The sequence below is a fragment of the Pseudomonas paraeruginosa PA7 genome (assembly GCF_000017205.1).
Taxonomy (GTDB): domain Bacteria; phylum Pseudomonadota; class Gammaproteobacteria; order Pseudomonadales; family Pseudomonadaceae; genus Pseudomonas; species Pseudomonas paraeruginosa.
The window spans coordinates 3248662-3265991 of record NC_009656.1 but is presented as its reverse complement, the minus strand read 5'-3'; the positions used below and the strand labels follow the sequence as shown (position 1 = coordinate 3265991).

Annotated in this window: 14 protein-coding genes; 2 read left to right on the top strand and 12 right to left on the bottom strand. The window is 70.0% G+C overall.

From position 1 onward, the window contains the following. Position 1: 1 nt before the first annotated feature. The 12 genes from PSPA7_RS15005 to glgA all read right to left on the bottom strand — a co-directional run bounded on the left by PSPA7_RS15005 (position 2) and on the right by glgA (position 16273). The gene (locus PSPA7_RS15005) at positions 2 to 997 is read right to left on the bottom strand and encodes a lysylphosphatidylglycerol synthase domain-containing protein (RefSeq protein ID WP_012075911.1); all 996 of its coding nucleotides are present in this window, start codon (positions 995 to 997) and stop codon (positions 2 to 4) included. Further along, positions 994 to 2199, bottom strand: a complete 1206-nt coding sequence (gene clsB, locus PSPA7_RS15000; RefSeq protein WP_012075910.1) for a cardiolipin synthase ClsB — start codon at positions 2197 to 2199, stop codon at positions 994 to 996. The genes PSPA7_RS15005 and clsB overlap by 4 nt, the downstream gene beginning before the upstream one ends. After that, positions 2196 to 2933: an endonuclease/exonuclease/phosphatase family protein gene (locus PSPA7_RS14995; protein ID WP_012075909.1), complete on the bottom strand. Its 738-nt coding sequence runs from the start codon at positions 2931 to 2933 to the stop codon at positions 2196 to 2198. The genes clsB and PSPA7_RS14995 overlap by 4 nt, the downstream gene beginning before the upstream one ends. Then, positions 2930 to 3868 carry a DUF72 domain-containing protein gene (locus PSPA7_RS14990; RefSeq protein WP_012075908.1) on the bottom strand — a complete coding sequence of 313 codons (939 nt, stop codon included), beginning with the start codon at positions 3866 to 3868 and terminating at the stop codon, positions 2930 to 2932. The genes PSPA7_RS14995 and PSPA7_RS14990 overlap by 4 nt, the downstream gene beginning before the upstream one ends. Positions 3869 to 3871: 3 nt before the next feature. Continuing rightward, positions 3872 to 5119 carry a zinc-dependent alcohol dehydrogenase gene (locus tag PSPA7_RS14985; RefSeq protein ID WP_012075907.1) on the bottom strand — a complete coding sequence of 416 codons (1248 nt, stop codon included), beginning with the start codon at positions 5117 to 5119 and terminating at the stop codon, positions 3872 to 3874. A 66-nt stretch (positions 5120 to 5185) separates the two neighbouring features. Further along, entirely contained in the window at positions 5186 to 5602 is a 417-nt protein-coding gene (locus tag PSPA7_RS14980) for a CBS domain-containing protein (RefSeq protein WP_012075906.1), read from the bottom strand. A gap of 99 nt (positions 5603 to 5701) precedes the next feature. Beyond that, positions 5702 to 7852 (bottom strand): glycogen debranching protein GlgX, encoded by a 2151-nt coding sequence (glgX, locus tag PSPA7_RS14975; RefSeq protein WP_012075905.1) that lies wholly within the window; start codon positions 7850 to 7852, stop codon positions 5702 to 5704. A gap of 12 nt (positions 7853 to 7864) precedes the next feature. Continuing rightward, positions 7865 to 8170, bottom strand: a complete 306-nt coding sequence (locus tag PSPA7_RS14970) for a DUF2934 domain-containing protein (protein ID WP_012075904.1) — start codon at positions 8168 to 8170, stop codon at positions 7865 to 7867. Next, on the bottom strand, positions 8167 to 10947 hold the full coding sequence (locus PSPA7_RS14965) for a malto-oligosyltrehalose synthase (RefSeq protein ID WP_012075903.1): 2781 nt from the start codon (positions 10945 to 10947) through the stop codon (positions 8167 to 8169). The genes PSPA7_RS14970 and PSPA7_RS14965 overlap by 4 nt, the downstream gene beginning before the upstream one ends. After that, entirely contained in the window at positions 10940 to 12988 is a 2049-nt protein-coding gene (gene malQ / locus PSPA7_RS14960; protein WP_012075902.1) for a 4-alpha-glucanotransferase, read from the bottom strand. Before malQ ends, PSPA7_RS14965 begins: the two co-directional genes overlap by 8 nt. Further along, positions 12981 to 14732, bottom strand: a complete 1752-nt coding sequence (gene treZ, locus PSPA7_RS14955) for a malto-oligosyltrehalose trehalohydrolase (RefSeq protein ID WP_012075901.1) — start codon at positions 14730 to 14732, stop codon at positions 12981 to 12983. Before treZ ends, malQ begins: the two co-directional genes overlap by 8 nt. Beyond that, complete coding sequence (glgA, locus tag PSPA7_RS14950) at positions 14732 to 16273, bottom strand: glycogen synthase GlgA (RefSeq protein WP_012075900.1); 1542 nt, start codon at positions 16271 to 16273, stop codon at positions 14732 to 14734. Before glgA ends, treZ begins: the two co-directional genes overlap by 1 nt. Positions 16274 to 16637: 364 nt before the next feature. On the opposite strand from glgA, the gene PSPA7_RS14945 reads away from it, so the two are divergent. Together PSPA7_RS14945 and PSPA7_RS32465 are read left to right on the top strand one after the other, a co-directional pair. Continuing rightward, a complete protein-coding gene (locus tag PSPA7_RS14945) occupies positions 16638 to 17003 on the top strand; it encodes a DUF3509 domain-containing protein (RefSeq protein WP_012075898.1) in 366 nt (121 codons plus the stop codon). Positions 17004 to 17130: 127 nt separating this feature from the next. Further along, the gene (locus PSPA7_RS32465; RefSeq protein WP_012075897.1) at positions 17131 to 17307 is read left to right on the top strand and encodes a hypothetical protein; all 177 of its coding nucleotides are present in this window, start codon (positions 17131 to 17133) and stop codon (positions 17305 to 17307) included. Positions 17308 to 17330 lie beyond the last annotated feature (23 nt).

Below are 17330 nucleotides of genomic sequence, written 5' to 3'. Positions count from 1 at the left end.
CTCAGGCCTGCCCCTGGCGCAGGCGGCGCTGCTTGCGGCGCAAGCGGATCGCCCGGCGTTCCAGCAGCAGGTAGACCACGCAGGCCAGCGCCAGGGGCAGGAGGAAATACAGCACCCGGTAGCCGATCAGCGCGGCCAGCAGCACGCCCTGGGACAGGCGCCCCTGGAGCAGGGCGATGAACACCGCCTCGAGCACCCCGAGCCCCGCCGGGATATGGGTGACCACCCCGGCGATGCTGCTGATCAGGAGGATCGCCAGGACGGTCGGGTAATCCACGCTGTGCGGCAGCAGGCTGTACAGCAGCAACGCCATCAGCGACCAGTTGCTCGCCCCGAGCAGGCCCTGCAACGCCGCCAGCCGCCAGGACGGCAGGGTCAGCCGGTGCTCGCGCCAGCCCCATGCCCGGCGCCGGGCGAAACGGCAGGCCAGCAGGTAGCCGGCGGCCAGTGCCAGCAGGAGCAGCCCGATCAGGCGCAGGCCGTCGCTGCCGAGCTTCCAGCCCGGCGGCAGGGCCGGCAGGCCGCAGCTGAAGAGGGTGCCGGCGAGCAGCAGGTAACCGAACCAGTTGGTCACCAGGCTGAAGGTAAGGATCCGGGTGATGTCGGCAATGCCCAGGCCAAGCCGGCTGTACAGGCGATAGCGCAGCGCCACGGCGCCGACCCAGGAACTCAGGTTGAGATTGAACGCGTTGCACACGAACGCCACGGTGAAGACCCGTCGCTTGGGCAGCGAGTGGCCGATGTAGTAGCGGCTGAGCAGGTCGAAGCTGCTGAACACCGTATAGCTGGCGGTGGCCAGCAGCAGGCCGAGGAGCAGGGTGGCGGGACGGTATTCGCCGAGGGCGTGGCGCACTTCCTGCCAGTCGAGATTCTTCACCAGCAGGAACAGCAGCAGCGGGACCAGCACGAAGAACGCCAGGGTCAGCAGCTTGCGCAACCCGCGCCAGTAGCCGCGGCGCGGCGCCGCGGGGGCATTGCCGGGGCTGCCGTCGTTCATGGATTGCCCCGCTGTCCCTGGCGCTCCCGCCAGCGCTTCGGCGGATGCGGCTCCAGTGATTTCAGGCGCGGCAGATGGGCGGGGACCCAGCCGGCGATGGCCGGGAAGTGCCTGGAAAAGTGGAAGCCGAGGAAGATCAGCGGCGCCCGCCACCAGTAGCCGCGCCTGGCGTGCCGGCGGCTGATCCGCCGGCAGTGCTGGCGGGCCAGCTGGCGCAGGTGCTGGTAGAGCTGACCGTTGAAGGCCGGGTCGCGAATCACCAGGTTGGCCTCCAGGTTCAGCGACAGGCTGAGGGGATCGAGATTGCTCGAACCGATGGTCGTCCAGTCGTCGTCGATCACCGCGACCTTGCCATGCAGCGGGCGCTGGCAGTATTCGTGGATGCGCACGCCCTCGCGCAGCAGGTAATCGTAGAGCAGGCGGCTGCACAGGCGCACCAGCGGCATGTCCGGCATGCCCTGCAGCACCAGGTCGACACGTACGCCGCGGCGGGCCGCGTCGCGCAGTTCGCGCAGCAGGCGGTAGCCGGGGAAGAAATAGGCGTTGGCGATCAGCAGGCGCCGGCGTGCCTGGCGGATCGCCTGCAGGTACTCCCGCTCGATATCGTCGCTGGACTGGTCGTTGTCGCGGATCACCAGGCGCACCCGCGCCGGCTGCTCGGCGCCCGAGGGACGCAACGGCGGGTAGTCGGCGTCCGGCTCCAGCAACGCCAGGCAGGCCTGGCGGATGTCACGGACCACCGGCCCCTCGACGCGCACCGCGTAGTCCTGCTTGGCCATGTTGCCGCGGCGCACGAGATGATCCTCGCCATAGTTGATGCCGCCGACGAAGGCCTGCTGGCGATCGATCACCACCAGCTTGCGATGCAACCGGCGGAACAGGTTGGTACGCATGCCGAGCAGGCGCGGACGCGGGTCGAACAGGTGCACGCGGACCCCGGAGGCGGTGAGCCGGGCCAGGTAGTCCGGGCTGAGCGAGGCGGTGCCGTAGCCGTCCACCGTGACCTGTACCTCGACCCCGCGCTCGGCGGCGGCGCTGAGAGCTTCCTGCAACTGCAGGCCGACCTCGTCCTCGAAGATGATGAAGGTCTCCAGGAGGATTTCCCGGCGCGCGGCGGCGATGCACTGGAACAGGCGCGGGAAGTATTCCTCGCCATTGATCAGCAACTCCACGCGGTTGCCGTCGCGCCAGGGGAAGTTCATGGTTCCACCTCAACCGCCAGCGGCAGGTGGTCGGAGAGGTGCGACCACGGCCGCCGCGAGAGGATCCGCGGTTGGCGCCCGCGGGCATTGCGCAGGTAGATGCGGTCCAGCGGCAGCAAGGGCCAGCGCGCCGGGAAGCTGCGCGCCGGCCGGCCCTCGGCGCCGACGAAGACTTCGCGCAGGCCGCACCCGGCGAGCAGGCGGTCGGCGCGCTGGCGCCAGTCGTTGAAGTCGCCGGCGACCACCACCGGCTCGCGCTCCGGCAGGCCCGTCACCAGCTCGCAGAGCAGTTGCAGCTGGCGCTGGCGCTGCGCCTCGCGCAGTCCCAGGTGCACGCAGACCGCGTGCAGCGGTCGGCCGATGTCGATCACCGCGTGCAGCAGGCCGCGCTCCTCGTTGCCGGCCACCGAGACGTCGAGGTTGCGGTGATCGAGGATCGGGTGCTTGGAGAGCAGGGCGTTGCCGTGGTGACCCTCGGGATACACCGCGTTGCGCCCGTAGGCGAACTGCGGCCACATGCTGTCGGCCAGGTATTCGTATTGCGGCGCCGGCGGCCAGGCCGGCAGGCGCGCGGCGTGCAGGCTGTGGGAACCAAGCACTTCCTGGAGGAACACCAGGTCGGCGCCGACGCTGCGTACCGCTTCGCGCAGCTCCGGCAGGATGAAACGGCGATTGAACGGATTGAAACCCTTGTGGGTGTTCACCGTCAGCACCTGCAGGCGCGGCAGGCTCATGCGGCGCTCTCCCGCAGGTCCTCGGGCAAGCGCCCCGGCACTGTCCGCAGGTCGCCGTCCAGACCCAGCAGGTGCAGGAGGCGGCGGGCGTCGTAGGGCGCGCGGACCTTCACGTCGTTGTCGAAATAGCAATACAGGTCGCGTGCCGCTGCCTTGGCCGGCGCCTCGTCGCTGGCTCGCTGCAGGTCGGCGGCCTGGCCGCCGTCGGTCCAGGCGCGGATCCGCGCCTGCCATTGGCGCAGGGCCGCTTCCGAGTAACCGCTGCGGTACAACTCCTTGTCACCGTGCAGGCGCAGGTAGAGGAAGTCGGCGCAGACGTCGCCGAGCAGCGGCCACTTGCCGGCGGTATCGGCCACCACCAGGGCGACCCGGTGTTCGCGCAGCAGCTCGATGAACGCCGGGTCGACGAAGCTCGGGTGGCGGATTTCCACGGCATGCCGCAGGCGCTGCGCCGGATCGCCGTCGAGGTAGCCCTCGCGGTGCAGGCGCGCGGCGGCATGCCGGGCGAGCTTCTGCGCGGCGGCGCCGTCGCGCGGCAGGCGGGCGAGGAAGTCGGCGAACAGCTCGCGGTCGAAGCGCAGGCTCGGCGGGAACTGCCAGAGGAACGGGCCGAGGCGCTGGCGCAGGGCGAGGGGGCCGGAGGCGAAGAAGTTCGCCAGCGGCTCGTCGATGTCGCGCAGGCGCCGTACGTGGGTGATGTAGCGCGGCGCCTTGACGCTGAAGACGAAGTCCTCCGGAGTGTCCTCGGCCCAGCCACGGAAGCGCTCGGGTGTCTGCAGGGCGTAGAAGGTGCCGTTGATCTCGATGCTGTTCACCGCCCGCGAGGCGAAGCGCAGTTCGTCCCTCTGGCGCAGCCCCTCGGGATAGAAGTCACCCCGCCAGGGTGCGTAGCGCCAACCGGATATGCCGATGCGCAGGCGCGCCTGTGCGTCCATGCCTCACCCCCGGGCGCCGCTCTCCGGCGTTGGCCGGCGCGCCAGTTCGTCCACCACGCTCTCGTCGACGCGCTCCTCGTCGCCCTCGACCCGCTGCTTCTGCGGCGTCAGCTCGACCTTGATCCAGCCGGTCTCGCGGCGGTCGAACGCCTCGAACGCCTCGATGGCGTCGCCGATCGGCTTGACCTGAGTGAGGATCCGCGCCGGGTCGATGCGGCCGCTAAGCACGTAGTCGAGCAGGCGCGGGATGTACTTGCGGTGGTGGCAGTTGCCCATGCGGATGGTCAGGTTGCGGTTCATCGCCAGGCCGATCGGAAACTGCCGCGAGTCCTCGGCGTAGACGCCGATGATCGACAGCGTACCGGCCTTGGCCAGGCCCTGGACCGCCCACTCCAGGGCCTGCGCCGGAGCGTTGCCGGGGCTCCAGCTGGTACCGTCCTGGCGTGGCGCCGCAGTGGCGGCGCCATGGCTGTGCTCGGCGTCCACCCCCACGGCGTCGATGGCGCGGTCCACGCCGATCCCGCCGGTCAGCCAGCGCAGGGCCTGGACCGGGTCCTCGCGCTCGAAGTCGATCACCTCGGCGCCCTGTTGCCGGGCCATGTGCAGGCGATCCGGGTGGCGGTCGACGGCGAACACCCGGGCGGCCCCCATGAGCAGGGCGCTGGCGATGGCGAACTGGCCGACCGGCCCGCAGCCGAACACGGTGACGGTGTCTCCTGGAGTGATCTCGGCCAGTTCGGCGCCGAAGTAGCCGGTGGGAAAGATGTCCGAGAGCAGGATCGCCTGGTCGTCGCTGATGGCGCTGGGCAGGCGGATCAGGCCGATGTTGGCGAAGGGAATCCGCGCCTTTTCCGCCTGCAGCCCGTGGAAGCCGCCGTTGGCCTGCGGTCCGCCGAAGAACGCGGTGCCGGCCTGCGCGCCGCCGGGATTGGCGACGTCGCACTGGGCGTAGTAGCCGGCGCGGCAGTACACGCAATTGCCGCAGGCGATGGTCGAGGGGATCACCACCCGGTCGCCGACCTGCAGGTTGCGCACTTCGTCGCCCAGCGCCTCGACGATGCCTACGCCCTCGTGGCCGAGGATGGTGCCGGGGCGCATGCCGCCGACACTGCCGCGGACGAAATGCAGGTCGGTGCCGCAGATCGCCGAGGCGGTCAGGCGCACGATGGCGTCGGTGGGCTCCCGCAGTCGCGGCTCGGCCACGTCTTCGAGGCGGATGTCGCCGATATCATGGAATACCACGGCTTTCATGGCGTTCTCCCGGTTGGGGCCCGGCCTCGGCCGGAACGGCGAGGCCGGGCCGGGTGGAAGAAAGGCTCAGTAGTGGGCCTGGGCGACGCCCTGCAGGACGGTGGCGCTGGACGCCTGGTCGCGGCAGCTGGCTATGTTGCCCAGCGATACCACGCCCACCAGCCGCTTCTCGCGATTGAGCACCGGCAGGCGGCGCATCTGGATGTCGGCCATGTTGCGGGCCACGTGCTGGACGTCTTCGTCCTCGAAGCAGTAGTGGATGTCGCCGCTCATGATGCGGCCCAGCGGGGTCTCGCCGGGCAGGCCATCGGCCACCGCGCGGATGGCGATGTCGCGATCGGTGATCATCCCGACCAGGCGGTCGCCCTCGCCGACCAGCAGGGCGCCGCTGTCGATCCGCGCCATGGTGGCGGCCGCCTCGCGGATGCTCTGCTGCGGGTCGGCGACCTGGACGTTGCGGGTCATGATGTCGCTGATCTTCATGCTGTCCTCCTGTGTAGGGTGGATGTGCGGGCGCCGCGTGCGGCACCTACAGGTTCCGACTGGAGGTGTCGGAGGCGGTTCAGGTTTTTTCCCCGCCGTTCATCCTTGCGCTCCCGTTCCCGGCGGCTGCAGCTCGAAGAGCAGGAAGCTGCGGCCGCCGACCAGGAACTCGCTGGCGAAGGCATAGCCCTCGCCGAGGGGTTCCTCGGGGCGCTGGGTATCCAGCAGGCAGTTCCAGCCGCTGCCTTCGGCCACCTCGGGAAGGCGGAAGGACACCGCATCGTGGTAGGCGTTGAGGATCAGCAGCAGGGTGGCGTCCTCGCCGCTGCGCAGGATGCCGGTGGGCTGCGCGCGGCCATCGAGGAGCACGCCGAGACAGCGGGCGTGCTCGTCGTGCCAGTGCTCCTCGGTCATTTCCTCGCCCCCTGGAGCCAGCCAGGTGACGTCCTTGACCCCCAGCGCCTGGTTGTACTCGCCGACCAGGAACCGCCCCCTGCGCAGGATCGGATAGCGTTGGCGCAGGGCCAGCAGGCGCTGGGTGAAGGCCAGCAGCGAACGGCCCTCGTCGTCCAGCCGCCAGTCGATCCAGCCCAGTTCGTTGTCCTGGCAATAGACATTGTTGTTGCCCTGCTGGGTGCGGCTGAACTCGTCGCCGGCGACCAGCATCGGAGTGCCCTGGGACAGCAGCAGGGTAGACAGCAGGTTGCGCATCTGGCGCAGGCGCAGAGCGCGGATCTCCGGGTCGTCGGTGGGGCCCTCGCAGCCGTGGTTCCAGGACAGGTTGTGGTCGCTGCCGTCGGCGTTGTTCTCGCCGTTGGCCTCGTTGTGCTTGTGGTCGTAGGAAACCACGTCGCGCAGGGTGAAGCCGTCGTGGGCGGTGACGAAGTTGACCGAGGCGTAGGGCCGCCGTCCGCGCTGGTCGTAGAGATCGCCGGAGGCGGTCAGGCGTCGCGCCAGTTCCGGCAGCATGCCGTCGTCGCCGCGCCAGTAGGCGCGCACGCAGTCGCGGAAGCGGTCGTTCCATTCCGCCCAGCCGGGCGGGAAGCCGCCGACCTGGTAGCCGCCCGGGCCGCAGTCCCAGGGTTCGGCGATCAGCTTGCACTGGCTCAGCACCGGGTCCTGGCGGCAGGCGACGAGAAAGCCGTGGCGCTCGTCGAAGCCGTCCGGATGACGGCCGAGGATGGTCGCCAGGTCGAAACGGAAGCCGTCCACGCGCATCTCCGTGGCCCAGTAGCGCAGCGAGTCGGTGACCATCTGCAGCACGCAGGGATGGCTGAGGTCGAGGGTGTTGCCGGTGCCGGAGTCGTTGATGTAGTAGCGCCGCTGCTCGGGCATCAGGCGGTAGTACGAGGCGTTGTCGATGCCGCGCATGCACAGGGTCGGGCCCAGCTCGTTGCCTTCGGCGGTATGGTTGTAGACCACGTCGAGGATCAGCTCCAGGCCGGCGTCGTGGAGGTGCGCGACCATCTCCTTGAACTCGTTGACCTGGCCGCTGGCGAGGTAGGCCGGGTGCGGGGCGAAGAAGGCGATGCTGTTGTAGCCCCAGTAGTTGCTCATGCCGTTTTCCAGCAGGTGCTTGTCGTCGACGAAGCCATGGATCGGCAGTAGTTCGACGCTGGTCACCCCGAGCCGGCGGATATGCGCCAGCAACTCGGCGTTCATCAGCCCGGCCAAGGTGCCGCGCACCGCCTCCGGCACCTGCGGGTGGCGCATGCTGAGCCCGCGCAGGTGCGCCTCGTAGATCACCGTGCGGTCCCAGGGCACGCGTACCGGCGGGCGCTCGGCCCAGGTGAAGGCGGGATCGATGACCTTCGACTTGGGCACGAAGGGCGCGCTGTCGCGCTCGTCGAAGCTGAGGTCGGCGTCCGCCGCGCCGATGGTGTAGCCGAACAGCGCCTCGGACCAGCGCAGGCGGCCGACCAGCTGCTTGGCGTAGGGGTCGAGCAGCAGCTTGTTGGGATTGAAGCGGTGGCCGGCGTCCGGCTCGTAGGGGCCATGCACCCGGTAGCCGTAGATCTGCCCCGGATGGGCATCTGGCAGGTAGCCATGCCAGATCTCGTCGGTGTACTCGGGCAATTCGATGCGCTCGATCTCCTTTTCCCCGCGCGCGTCGAACAGGCACAGCTCGACCCTGGTCGCGTGGGCCGAGAACAGCGCGAAATTGACCCCCAGGCCGTCCCAGGTGGCGCCGAGGGGAAAGGGGCGTCCTTCGCTGATCCGCGAAGGGGCGTGGCTACGCTTTCTGCTCATTCATCGGACTCCTCATTCGCCCGCTTCGGGCTTGCGGCGGCTGCGCGGCTTGGCCGCCGCCGGTTTCTCGCTGGCCGGCCGCGCCGGCGCGGCGGCCCTCGGCTTGCGCGGCTTGGCCGCCGGCGGCTGGAGCAGGGCGGGAGTCTCCTCGCCGGGCCTGGCCCGCCCGCGCGGCTTCTTCGCCGCGGGCGCCGCGGCTTCCGCCTCGGCCAGTTGCCGGGCCATGGCCCAGTGGCGCTCGGCCTGGCCTTCGGGTCGACCCTCGGATTCCCAGATCTGGTAGGCGAACTCTCGTATGCGTTTTTCGTCGGCGCTCATGGGGTGTCCTCCTGGGCGAGCCGGTAAAGCAGGTTGACGGGAAAGTCGGCGAGCACTTCGGACAGGCTCAGATGGCCGTCACTGGGCAGCGGTATGGTGGAAAACAGGCCGCTGTAGGTGCACTCGGACAGGCTCGGCGGCAACAGCAGGCAGGTGTCGCCCCAGGCCTCGGCCGGCACCCGCGGCTGCTCCGCCTGGCCAAGCAGGCCGCAGGCCAGGCGCGGGATCACCACCAGCAGGCAGCCGTGGCGACTGCGCCGGGCGAAGGCGAGGACGCGCTCGGCGTGCTCGCCGCTGACCTCCAGGGGCAGATAATCGCCATCGCGGAACAGGCCCGGTTGCATCCGCCGCAGCCCCAGCACGCGAGCGATCAGGGCCTGCTTGATGCGGCCGTCGCGCCAGTTTTCCAGCAGTTCCGGGAAGGGTGTCGGCGCAGCCAGGGCGGCAGCGTGACGGGCGAAGTCCACCGGCCTGCGGTTGTCCGGATCGACCAGGCTGAAGTCCCAGCCCTCGCGGCCCTGGTAGAGGTCGGGAATGCCCGGACAGGTCAGGCGCAGCAGGCACTGGGCGAGGCCGTTCAGTGCGCCGGCGGGCATCAGCCGCGCCGCCGCGTTGCCCAGCGACTGGCGCAGGGCCTGCGCCAGCGGCGCACGCAGGAGCTGTTCCAGGTAGTCGGCGCAGGCGCGCTCGTAGTCTTCGTCGGGGGCGGTCCAGCGCGTGCGCAGCTTGGCTTCGCGCAGTGCCTTGCGTTGCCATTCGCTCATCCGCTCGAGGAACGTCTCGTCCAGCGCGGCGCCGTCGCGGGGAGCGTCGAGCGGCCAGCTGCCGAGCAGGGCCTGGAACAGGATCAGCTCGTCGCCGGGGCTCGGCGCCGGCCCCTCGGCGAGGTCGCGGCGCAACGGCGTGGCCAGGTTCTGCCAATGTTCGACGTTGCGCGCGAACCAGGGCGCCAGCTCGCTGAGCGCGGCGAGACGGGCGCGGGCGTCCTCGCCGCGCTTGTGGTCGTGGCTGGCGGTGGCCAGCAGGGCACGCGGGCTGGCCAGGCGCCGGGCTTCGCAGGCGGCGTGGAAGCGCTCGGCGGAAGCGGCGAAACGCTGCGGGTCGAAACCGACATCGTTGCGCGATAGCAGGGCCGCCGAGCGATAGCAGGCGGTATCTTCCACGGCCTTGGCGGCGGTCGGCGAACTCAGCTGCTGGAAGCGCGCCAGCAACTCGCCGCGCAGGCGCCGCAGCGGACCGGGCGGCAGCTCGCGCAGTGGCTGGCCACCGAGCCAGCGTTCGAGATGGTCGAGGACCGTCCGGTCGGCCTCGTAGAGGTCCTCGCGGGCCGCCTCGAACGCCATGCGGAATACCGCGCGGTCCTGCGCCGAGCGACCGCAGGCTCCGGCGTAGGTGCGATAGACCGGGAATCGCGCGAGCAGCTGGAACAGCGCGCGGCGGATACCGCCGAGGGTCAGGTCGCGACTGGCCAGGTCGGCCCGCGCCACTCGCAGCAGGCCCTGGGCAAGGTTTTCCAGGTCGCCGGCGAGGCTCCCGGCCAGAACCAGCTGGCGTGCCTGATAAACCTCCTCGAGGAATTCCGCCGGCCGCCCGCTGACCCTCTGCCAGAGTTCGCGCAGCGGGCGCTCGCCGCGCGGATCGTGCTGCAGCAGGCTGACCTGGTTCATGAAGTCGTAGCCGGTGCTGCCGTCGCACTGCCAATCCTCCGGCAGGCGTTCCTCGCCAGCGAGGATCTTCTCCACGTACAGCAGCATCGGCGCGCCGCCGCGACGGGCGCGAATCCGCTCGCTGCGACGACGCAGGCGCCGGCAATAGCCGCGCGGATCGGCGAGACCATCGACGTGGTCGATGCGCAGGCCATCGAGCAGCCCGTCTTCGAGCAGTTGGAAGACCTTGCCGTGCACGGCCTCGAACACCTCGCCGCGCTCCACCCGCAGGCCGACCAGTTCGCTGATGTCGAAGAAACGCCGCCAGTTGATGTCGTCCGCCGCGGTGCGCCAGCTGGCCAGGCGGTAGTGCTGGGCCTCGAGCAAGCGGTGGAGGCGCTGGCGAGTCTCGCCATGGTCCTCCTGGAGTGCGCCCAGCGTCCGCTCCAGGGCGGCGCGCGGCGCACCCTCGGCGAGCGTCGCCGCCAGTTGTCGCTGCATCTCGCGCAGGGCCTCGCGGTCCTGCCGGGACTCGCGGAAGCCGGCGGCCAGGGCCGCCAGGCGCGGCTCGCCGCTGTCTTCCAGCAATTCCGGGTAGCTGCCCGGCCAGAGCGGGAAACGCTGTTCGCCGTGGCTGGCCAGCAGGCGGCCGGCCCCGGCGTCGAGACACAGGCCGATCTCTCCGGCAGCCAGCACCTCGCCGTAGTCGCTGCGCAGGAACGGCAGCAGCACCTGGCCGCGCAACGCCGCGTCGTGGGAGTTCCACTGGATATCGAAGAAGCTGGCGTAGGGGCTTTCGCGGCCCCATTCGAGCACGTCCTGCCACCAGGGATTGGCGCCGCCGCCGATGCCCATGTGGTTCGGCACGATGTCCATCAGCAGGCCCATCCCGCGTTGCCGCAGGCCCTGGACCAGGCGCAGCAGCGCCGGCTCGCCACCCAGTTCCGGGTTGATCCGGGTCGGATCGACCACGTCGTAGCCGTGGCTGGAGCCGGGCCGCGCGCGGAACAGCGGCGAGGCATAGAGATGGCTGATGCCCAGGTCGGCGAAATAGTCCAGCCAGGGCAGGGCGTCGTCGAGGGTGAAGCCGGCATGGAATTGCAGGCGCAGGGTTGCGCGGGGCTCAATCACGGGTGTCCTCCCCGGCGTTCCGGCGACTGCGGTCGAGGCTGCGCAGGCGTCGTTCGACCTGTGGTGTGTCGAGCATCTGTGCGGCGTTCAGGTTCCAGCGCCGCCGCCAGTTCGGGTGGACGTCGCCGGGACCGGGCAGGTTCGGCTGCTCCAGGCTGCCCAGGGCGTCCTCCAGCGGCAGCAGCACCAGCGGCGCGGGAGTCGCCCCGACGTAATCGATGCAGGCCTCCAGCGGCGCCTCGGCGGCAGGGTCGGCCGGCGGTTCGAGGCTGGCGGCCAGCGCCCGGCGTTCCTCCGCCCGCAGTTCCAGGTCGGCGGCGCACTCCTCGGCGCCACGGAGTCCGGCGCGTCCGCGCCAGTGGATGTCGTGGCCGCGCCACCAGCCGGCCAGGCTCGGCAGGTCGTGGGTGCTGGTAGTGGCCATGGCGTCCGCCGGCCATTGCGCCGGGGGAGCGAAGCGTTCGCCGTGGCGTTCGAAGAGCAGCACGCGGGTACCGAGCACCTGGCGCCGTGCCAGTTCCTCGCGCAGGCCTTCGGGCACGGTGCCGAGGTCTTCGCCGATGACCAGCGCCGAGGCGCGGCTGGCTTCCAGGGCCAGCAAGCGCAGCAGGTCGCGTTGCGGATAGCGCAGGTAGGCGCCGGCGTGGGGCGGCTGGCCACGCGGGATCAGCCAGAGCCGTTGCAGGCCCATCACATGGTCGATGCGTAGCCCTCCGGGCCAGGCCAGGTTGGCTTGCAGCATCTCGCGGAACGCCCGGTAGCCGTGGCGGCGCAGGCCCTCCGGGTTGAACGCGGATACGCCCCAGTCCTGGCCGGACTGGTTGAGGATGTCCGGCGGCGCGCCGACATTCACCTCGGCGAGCAGCTCTTCCTGCCGCGACCAGGCCTGACTGCCGCCACCCTCGGCGCCCACCGCGAGGTCGGCGACCAGGCCGATGGCCATCCCGGCTTCCCGCGCCTGCCGCTGGGCATGTTGCAGGCAGCGCTGGGTCAGCCATTGGCCGAAGGCGCGGAACTCCACCTCCTCCGCGTGCTCGGCGCAGAACGCGGCCACCGCCGGCTCGCCGGGGTGGCGCAGCGACTCCGGCCAGCGGCGCCAGTCGGGCCCGGCGCCGAGACGCGCCTGCAGGGTCTCGAAGCGGCAGTGGTGGAGCAGGGCCTCGCCGCCTTCGCGGCGGAATTCGGCGAGGTCATGGCGCAAGGGACTGGCGCGCTCGATGAAGTCACGGTGGAGTTGGCGCAGCAGGCGCATGCGCAGGTTCGCGGCCGCCGCCCAGTCGATCAGTTCGAGGCGCTCCAGGCGCGCCATCTCCGCGGCCAGGCCGGCGCGGTGGATCGCCTGTTCCACCGCGGCCGCACCGAGGATGGTCGCTGGCGCGGCGTGCAGCACATTGAAGAACAGCCGGCTGGACGGCGAGTAGGGGCTGTAGGCGTGGCCATTGTCCTCGGCCAGCGCATGCAGCGGGCTGATCGCCAGCGCATCGGCGCCGTGCCGCGCGGCGCTGCGCAGCAGGTCCTCGAGGGCGGCGCTGTCGCCCAGCCCGCCATCGCCGGCGCGGCGCAGCGCATAGACCTGCGCGGCCAGCCCCCAGCGCCGCGCGCGGCCGGGCGCGAGGCTGGCCAGGGACGGACAGCTCGGCGGCGCGATCGCCACTGCCCACGCCTGGCGCTCCAGGACCAGCTGCGCGTAGCCGCTGCGGGTCTGCGCCGGCAGCCGGCCTTCGGCGTCAAGGCGCAGGGTGATCCGCGTGCCGTCCTCGTAGACCAGTTCGCCCGGCGTGCCGGCGGGCCCGAGCCTCTGTTCCAGCGGCTGGCCGCATTCGCCGACCAGCAGCCCGAGGTTGGCGCTGTCCTCGCGCAGCCGGACCAGCGCGGCCAGGCTCTGTCCGATCTGCTCCGGACTCTGCGCCGGATAGCCGAGGGCTTCCAGCAGGCCGCGCTGGACCTCCGGGTCGACCCGCTGCGGCCGCCCGCCGGCATCCTGCCAGTCGAGTTGCAGGCCCACGGCGGCGGCCAGTTCGGCCAGGCGTGCGTCACTCATGGGCCGGCTCCAGGCTGACCGCGATGCTGCGGGGGCCGAGGCGGCCGCCGCGATACCCGGCGCAGGCGAGGTTGTCGAGGAACAACACCTGGTCCGCCGCCGCCGGCGGCTCGACTTCCGCTTCGAGCGGCCCGGGGTTGAAGTCGATTCGCCAGCCGCTGCCGTCGCCGAGCCGCCAGCGCGCCGACAGCGCGGCGCCAGCGATGGTGGTCACGCCCAGCGAACGGGCACCGCGCAGGCGCGGGATCAGGTATTCATGGCGGATTTCCAGCAACTGCCGGTAGAAACCGCGCCAGGCCGGGTCGCAGTCGGCTAGACCGGGACGCGAGCGCTCGAAGGTCTCCACCGCGTTGGGATCGGGCAGCGAGGCCAGGGCGGCGCCGTCGCCGAAGCGGCCGAACTCGCCGAACTCCTTGCGCCGCCCCTCGCGGACCGCGTCCGCCAGTTCACCACGGTGATCGGTGAAATACAGGAACGGTTCGCGCGCGGCGCATTCCTCGCCCATGAACAACAGCGGAATCATCGGCGCGAGCAGTTGCAGCGCCACCGCCAGGCGCAACGCCTGGGGCTCGGCGAGAACGCTGAGGCGTTCGCCGAAGGCGCGATTGCCGATCTGGTCGTGGTTCTGCAGGAACAGCACGAAGGCGTCCGGCGCCAGGTCGGCGCTCGGTTCGCCGCGCGGCCGGCCGTGGCGGTTGGCCTCGCCCTGGTAGACGAACCCCTCGGCCAGGCAGCGCGCCAGGCAGCGCAGCGGCTCCCGGTAATCCTGGTAGTAGCCGTCGCTCTCGCCGGTGAGCAGGACGTGCAGCGCATGGTGGCCATCGTCGTTCCACTGCGCGTCGTAGCCCTGGCGCAGCAGGCTGGCGCGGTTGTCGTCGTTTTCCAGGACCAGGTGCACATGGCGACCGGGGCCGGCGGCGCCGCGCAGGCGGCGGGCCATCTCGACGAGGAAGGCGGGGTCGGGGATCGCATGCACGGCGTCGAAGCGCAAGCCGTCGACGCGATAGTCGAGCAGCCACATCAGGGCGTTCTCGTAGAAGAACTCGCGGACCTCGCCGCGACGGAAATCGATGGCCTGGCCCCAGGGCGTCTGCCGGTCGTCGCGGAAGAATGCGGCGGCGTACTGCGCGAGGTAGTTGCCGTCCGGGCCGAAGTGGTTGTAGATCACGTCGACGAAGACCATCAGGCCCATGCCGTGCGCGCTGTCGATCAGATGCTTGAGCTGCTCCGGGGTGCCGTAGGCCGAGGCGGGGGCGAACGGCAGGACGCCGTCGTAGCCCCAGTTGCGACGCCCGGGAAACTCGCCCAGCGGCATCAGCTCGACGGCGGTCACGCCCAGCTCCACCAGCCTGGGCAGGAAGCCTTCGACCTCGGCGTAGGAACCGAGCAGGCCGACGTGCAGTTCGTAGATCACTGCTTCGTGCCAGGGACGCCCGCGCCATTCGTCGACCCGCCAGGCGTAGGCCGCGTGGTCGACCACCTGGCTATCGCCATGCACGCCGTCGGGCTGGAACTGCGAGGCCGGGTCCGCTACGCCGGGGCGGCCGTCGATGCGGTAGCGGTAGCGCGTGCCGGCCGGACAGGGCAGGGTCGCCTCGAACCAGCCGCTGTCGCTACCCACCAGCGGCCAGTTGCGGCCGTCGGCGGTCTCGACCAATACCTCGCGCGCATCTGGAGCCCAGAGGCCGAAACAGGTCAGGCCGCCGCCTTCCGGCTGGGCGCCGAAGCGGCGCCGGATCGCCATCACGGGCGCACCCCGCGCCAGGCCGGCGCGGTATTCCTCAGCAGGCGCCGGTAGAGGCGGTTGTAGGGTTCCACCGAGTCGCGCCAGAACATCGGCGCGGCCATCGCCTTGCAGCGCATGGCATTGAGCAGAGCGGGGCAATGGTAGACGTTGATCGCGCGCAGCACCGCATCCAGATAGCTCTGCGCGGTTTCCTCGCGGAACAGGAAGCCGGTGACGCCGTCGACGATGGTGTCGGCGAGCCCGCCGGTGCAACGGGCGATCGGCAGCGAGCCGAAGCATTGCGCGTAGAGCTGGCTCAGGCCGCAAGGCTCGTAGCGCGATGGCATGAGCAGGAAGTCGCTGCCGGCATAGATGCGCCGCGCGTCGGTCTCGTCGAAGCCGATGTGCACGCCGACCTGGCCCGGATGACGCCGCGAGAGATCGAGCATGGCCTTCTCCAGCGACGGTTCACCGCGCCCGATGCTGACCAGCCGGCCACCGGCCTGGAGCAGGGCGTCGCTGATCTCCAGGGTCAGGTCGATACCCTTTTGCTGCACCAGCCGCGAGACCACCGCGAACAGCGGCCCCTTGCCCGGCTCGAGGCCGAAACGCTCCTCGACATAGCGTGTGTTGGCGCGCTTGCCGGCCCATTGGCGGGCGCTGAAGCCGGCCACCAGGTGCGGATCGCAATGCGGCTGCCAGCTGTCATCGATACCGTTGACGATGCCGCTGAGCTGGCGCTTCTCGACCTTGCACTTGAGGATGCCGTGCAGGCCGCAGCCGTATTCCGGGGTGGTGATCTCCTGCGCGTAGGTCTCGCTCACCGTGGTGATGTGATGGGCATGGGCGATGCCCGCCTTGAGGAACGACAGGCGCCCGTGGAACTCCATGCTCTCGGGGCTGAGCGCTTCGTCGGGCAGGCCCAGTTCGGCGCTGCACTGCAGGTCGCAGAGGCCCTGGTAGGCGAGGTTGTGGATGGTGAACAGGCTCGGCGTGCGCACACCGTTCCAGGCCATGTAGGCCGGGGTCAGCGCCGACGGCCAGTCGTTGGCGTGCACCAGGCCCGGCTGCCAGCCCTGGGCGCCGTGACCGCCGGCGATCTCGGCGGCGGCCAGGCAGAGGCGGGCGAAGCGCAGGTGGTTGTCAGCCCAGTCGTTGCCCTGGTCGTCCATGTAGGGGGTGCCCTCGCGCTCGTAGAGCAACGGGCAGAGCACCAGCATCACCTCCAGGCCGTCGTCGAGGGTCACCAGGCCGATCTCGCACGGCGGGATCGCCGCGCGGCCCGGCAGGCTGCCGAGGATTCGCAGGTCACTGCAGCGCTCCAGCACCTGGCGGTAGCCGGGCAGCAGGACCCGTACCGCATGCTGGCGCCTGAGCACCCGGGGCAGGGCGGCGGAAAAGTCGCCGAGCCCGCCGACCTTGACGAAGTCGCTGAGCTCGGCGGTGACGAAGAGTATTCGGTCCCTCTGTTGCGGCGGGTCCTGCGGGTGCAGCAGCGACGGAAAGGCGGTCAGTACCGCGGGTTCTTCCAGGCAGACGCCTGCAACAGAATGTCCCATGTCATCCTCCGGTCGTACGTTGTCCTTGGCGTTGATCAGGTCGGAACCATCGCCGCATCGGCAGGGCGAGGTCCTTGCTAGGGGGACCGGAGGGGAGCGACGGAAGTTTAGTTTTTTTTCCCGGCGGCTCGGCTTGCATGTGGCGGAACCAAGGGGTCGCGCGGACGGTAGCGGAACAGCGGGGTTGCCGAATGCAACGCTGGCCGAGGCACTTCTTGCAAAATGCAAATATCATTTCGCCGCTTTTCTTTATAACCCATTGATTTGAAAGGAATTGATTTTTCGGCAAAGCTGGTACGCCTTCTGCTCCAGAGGTATGCGCCTGTTTACCGGCGTCAAAAACTCTTGGATGAGGAGGCCAGCAATGCGTGATACCGATGAAAACGTGGTCGAGTACCTGGAGGAGCATTTCAAGGACGTGCGCGTCAGTTGCGAGTCCCGCCCTGACGGCGCGCTGCTGGTGACCCTGCGCAACAGCCAGGGCAAGCGCCTGATGAGCCGGGCGATCTCCGGGCAGGAACAGAGCAGCCCGCTGCTGCTCAACCAGGTGCTCGAACGCATCCGCCGCGACCTGATCATCGACCAGGGCCCGCTGCAGATGCGCGACAGCGACTACTTCCGCAAGCGCATCGACCTGCTGACGTTCCGCGACTGCGACAACCAGCATCTCACCCACCGCAAGGTCCTGGTGGCCGGCGGCAAGCTGCGCACCATGAGCCTGGCTCGCTGAGCAGGCCGACGCTTTCGTACCGGGGCGGTGGCCGCCGCGCGCCGCCCCGGCCCTTCCGACGCATGGTCCGAACCAATCGCTCCGCGCAGCCCTCCATCTAGAGGTCATCCTTACGATGGAGGCGGATATGCGTCTTTCCACTTCTGCACCCGATGCGATAACAGCCACCCCACGCAACCCTTCCCAGGACCCGGACGAATACCCGGTTCCCGATCGGGAGAGCCACGTCCCGCAGGAATTCCCGGAAGAAGTACCGATGGAGCAACCGAGCGAAGAACCTCTTTCGCCCATGCCGGAGCGCTGAGCGGTCCGATTTCCATTGAGGAG

Excerpts from the sequence above, each read along its gene's own strand:
- PSPA7_RS15005 (WP_012075911.1), bottom strand. The coding sequence starts at position 997 with ATGAACGACGGCAGCCCCGGCAATGCCCCCGCGGCGCCGCGCCGCGGC.
- clsB (WP_012075910.1), bottom strand. The coding sequence starts at position 2,199 with ATGAACTTCCCCTGGCGCGACGGCAACCGCGTGGAGTTGCTGATCAAT.
- PSPA7_RS14995 (WP_012075909.1), bottom strand. The coding sequence starts at position 2,933 with ATGAGCCTGCCGCGCCTGCAGGTGCTGACGGTGAACACCCACAAGGGT.
- PSPA7_RS14990 (WP_012075908.1), bottom strand. The coding sequence starts at position 3,868 with ATGGACGCACAGGCGCGCCTGCGCATCGGCATATCCGGTTGGCGCTAC.
- PSPA7_RS14985 (WP_012075907.1), bottom strand. The coding sequence starts at position 5,119 with ATGAAAGCCGTGGTATTCCATGATATCGGCGACATCCGCCTCGAAGAC.
- PSPA7_RS14980 (WP_012075906.1), bottom strand. The coding sequence starts at position 5,602 with ATGAAGATCAGCGACATCATGACCCGCAACGTCCAGGTCGCCGACCCG.
- glgX (WP_012075905.1), bottom strand. The coding sequence starts at position 7,852 with ATGAGCAGAAAGCGTAGCCACGCCCCTTCGCGGATCAGCGAAGGACGC.
- PSPA7_RS14970 (WP_012075904.1), bottom strand. The coding sequence starts at position 8,170 with ATGAGCGCCGACGAAAAACGCATACGAGAGTTCGCCTACCAGATCTGG.
- malQ (WP_012075902.1), bottom strand. The coding sequence starts at position 12,988 with ATGAGTGACGCACGCCTGGCCGAACTGGCCGCCGCCGTGGGCCTGCAA.
- treZ (WP_012075901.1), bottom strand. The coding sequence starts at position 14,732 with ATGGCGATCCGGCGCCGCTTCGGCGCCCAGCCGGAAGGCGGCGGCCTG.
- glgA (WP_012075900.1), bottom strand. The coding sequence starts at position 16,273 with ATGGGACATTCTGTTGCAGGCGTCTGCCTGGAAGAACCCGCGGTACTG.
- PSPA7_RS14945 (WP_012075898.1), top strand. The coding sequence starts at position 16,638 with ATGCGTGATACCGATGAAAACGTGGTCGAGTACCTGGAGGAGCATTTC.
- PSPA7_RS32465 (WP_012075897.1), top strand. The coding sequence starts at position 17,131 with ATGCGTCTTTCCACTTCTGCACCCGATGCGATAACAGCCACCCCACGC.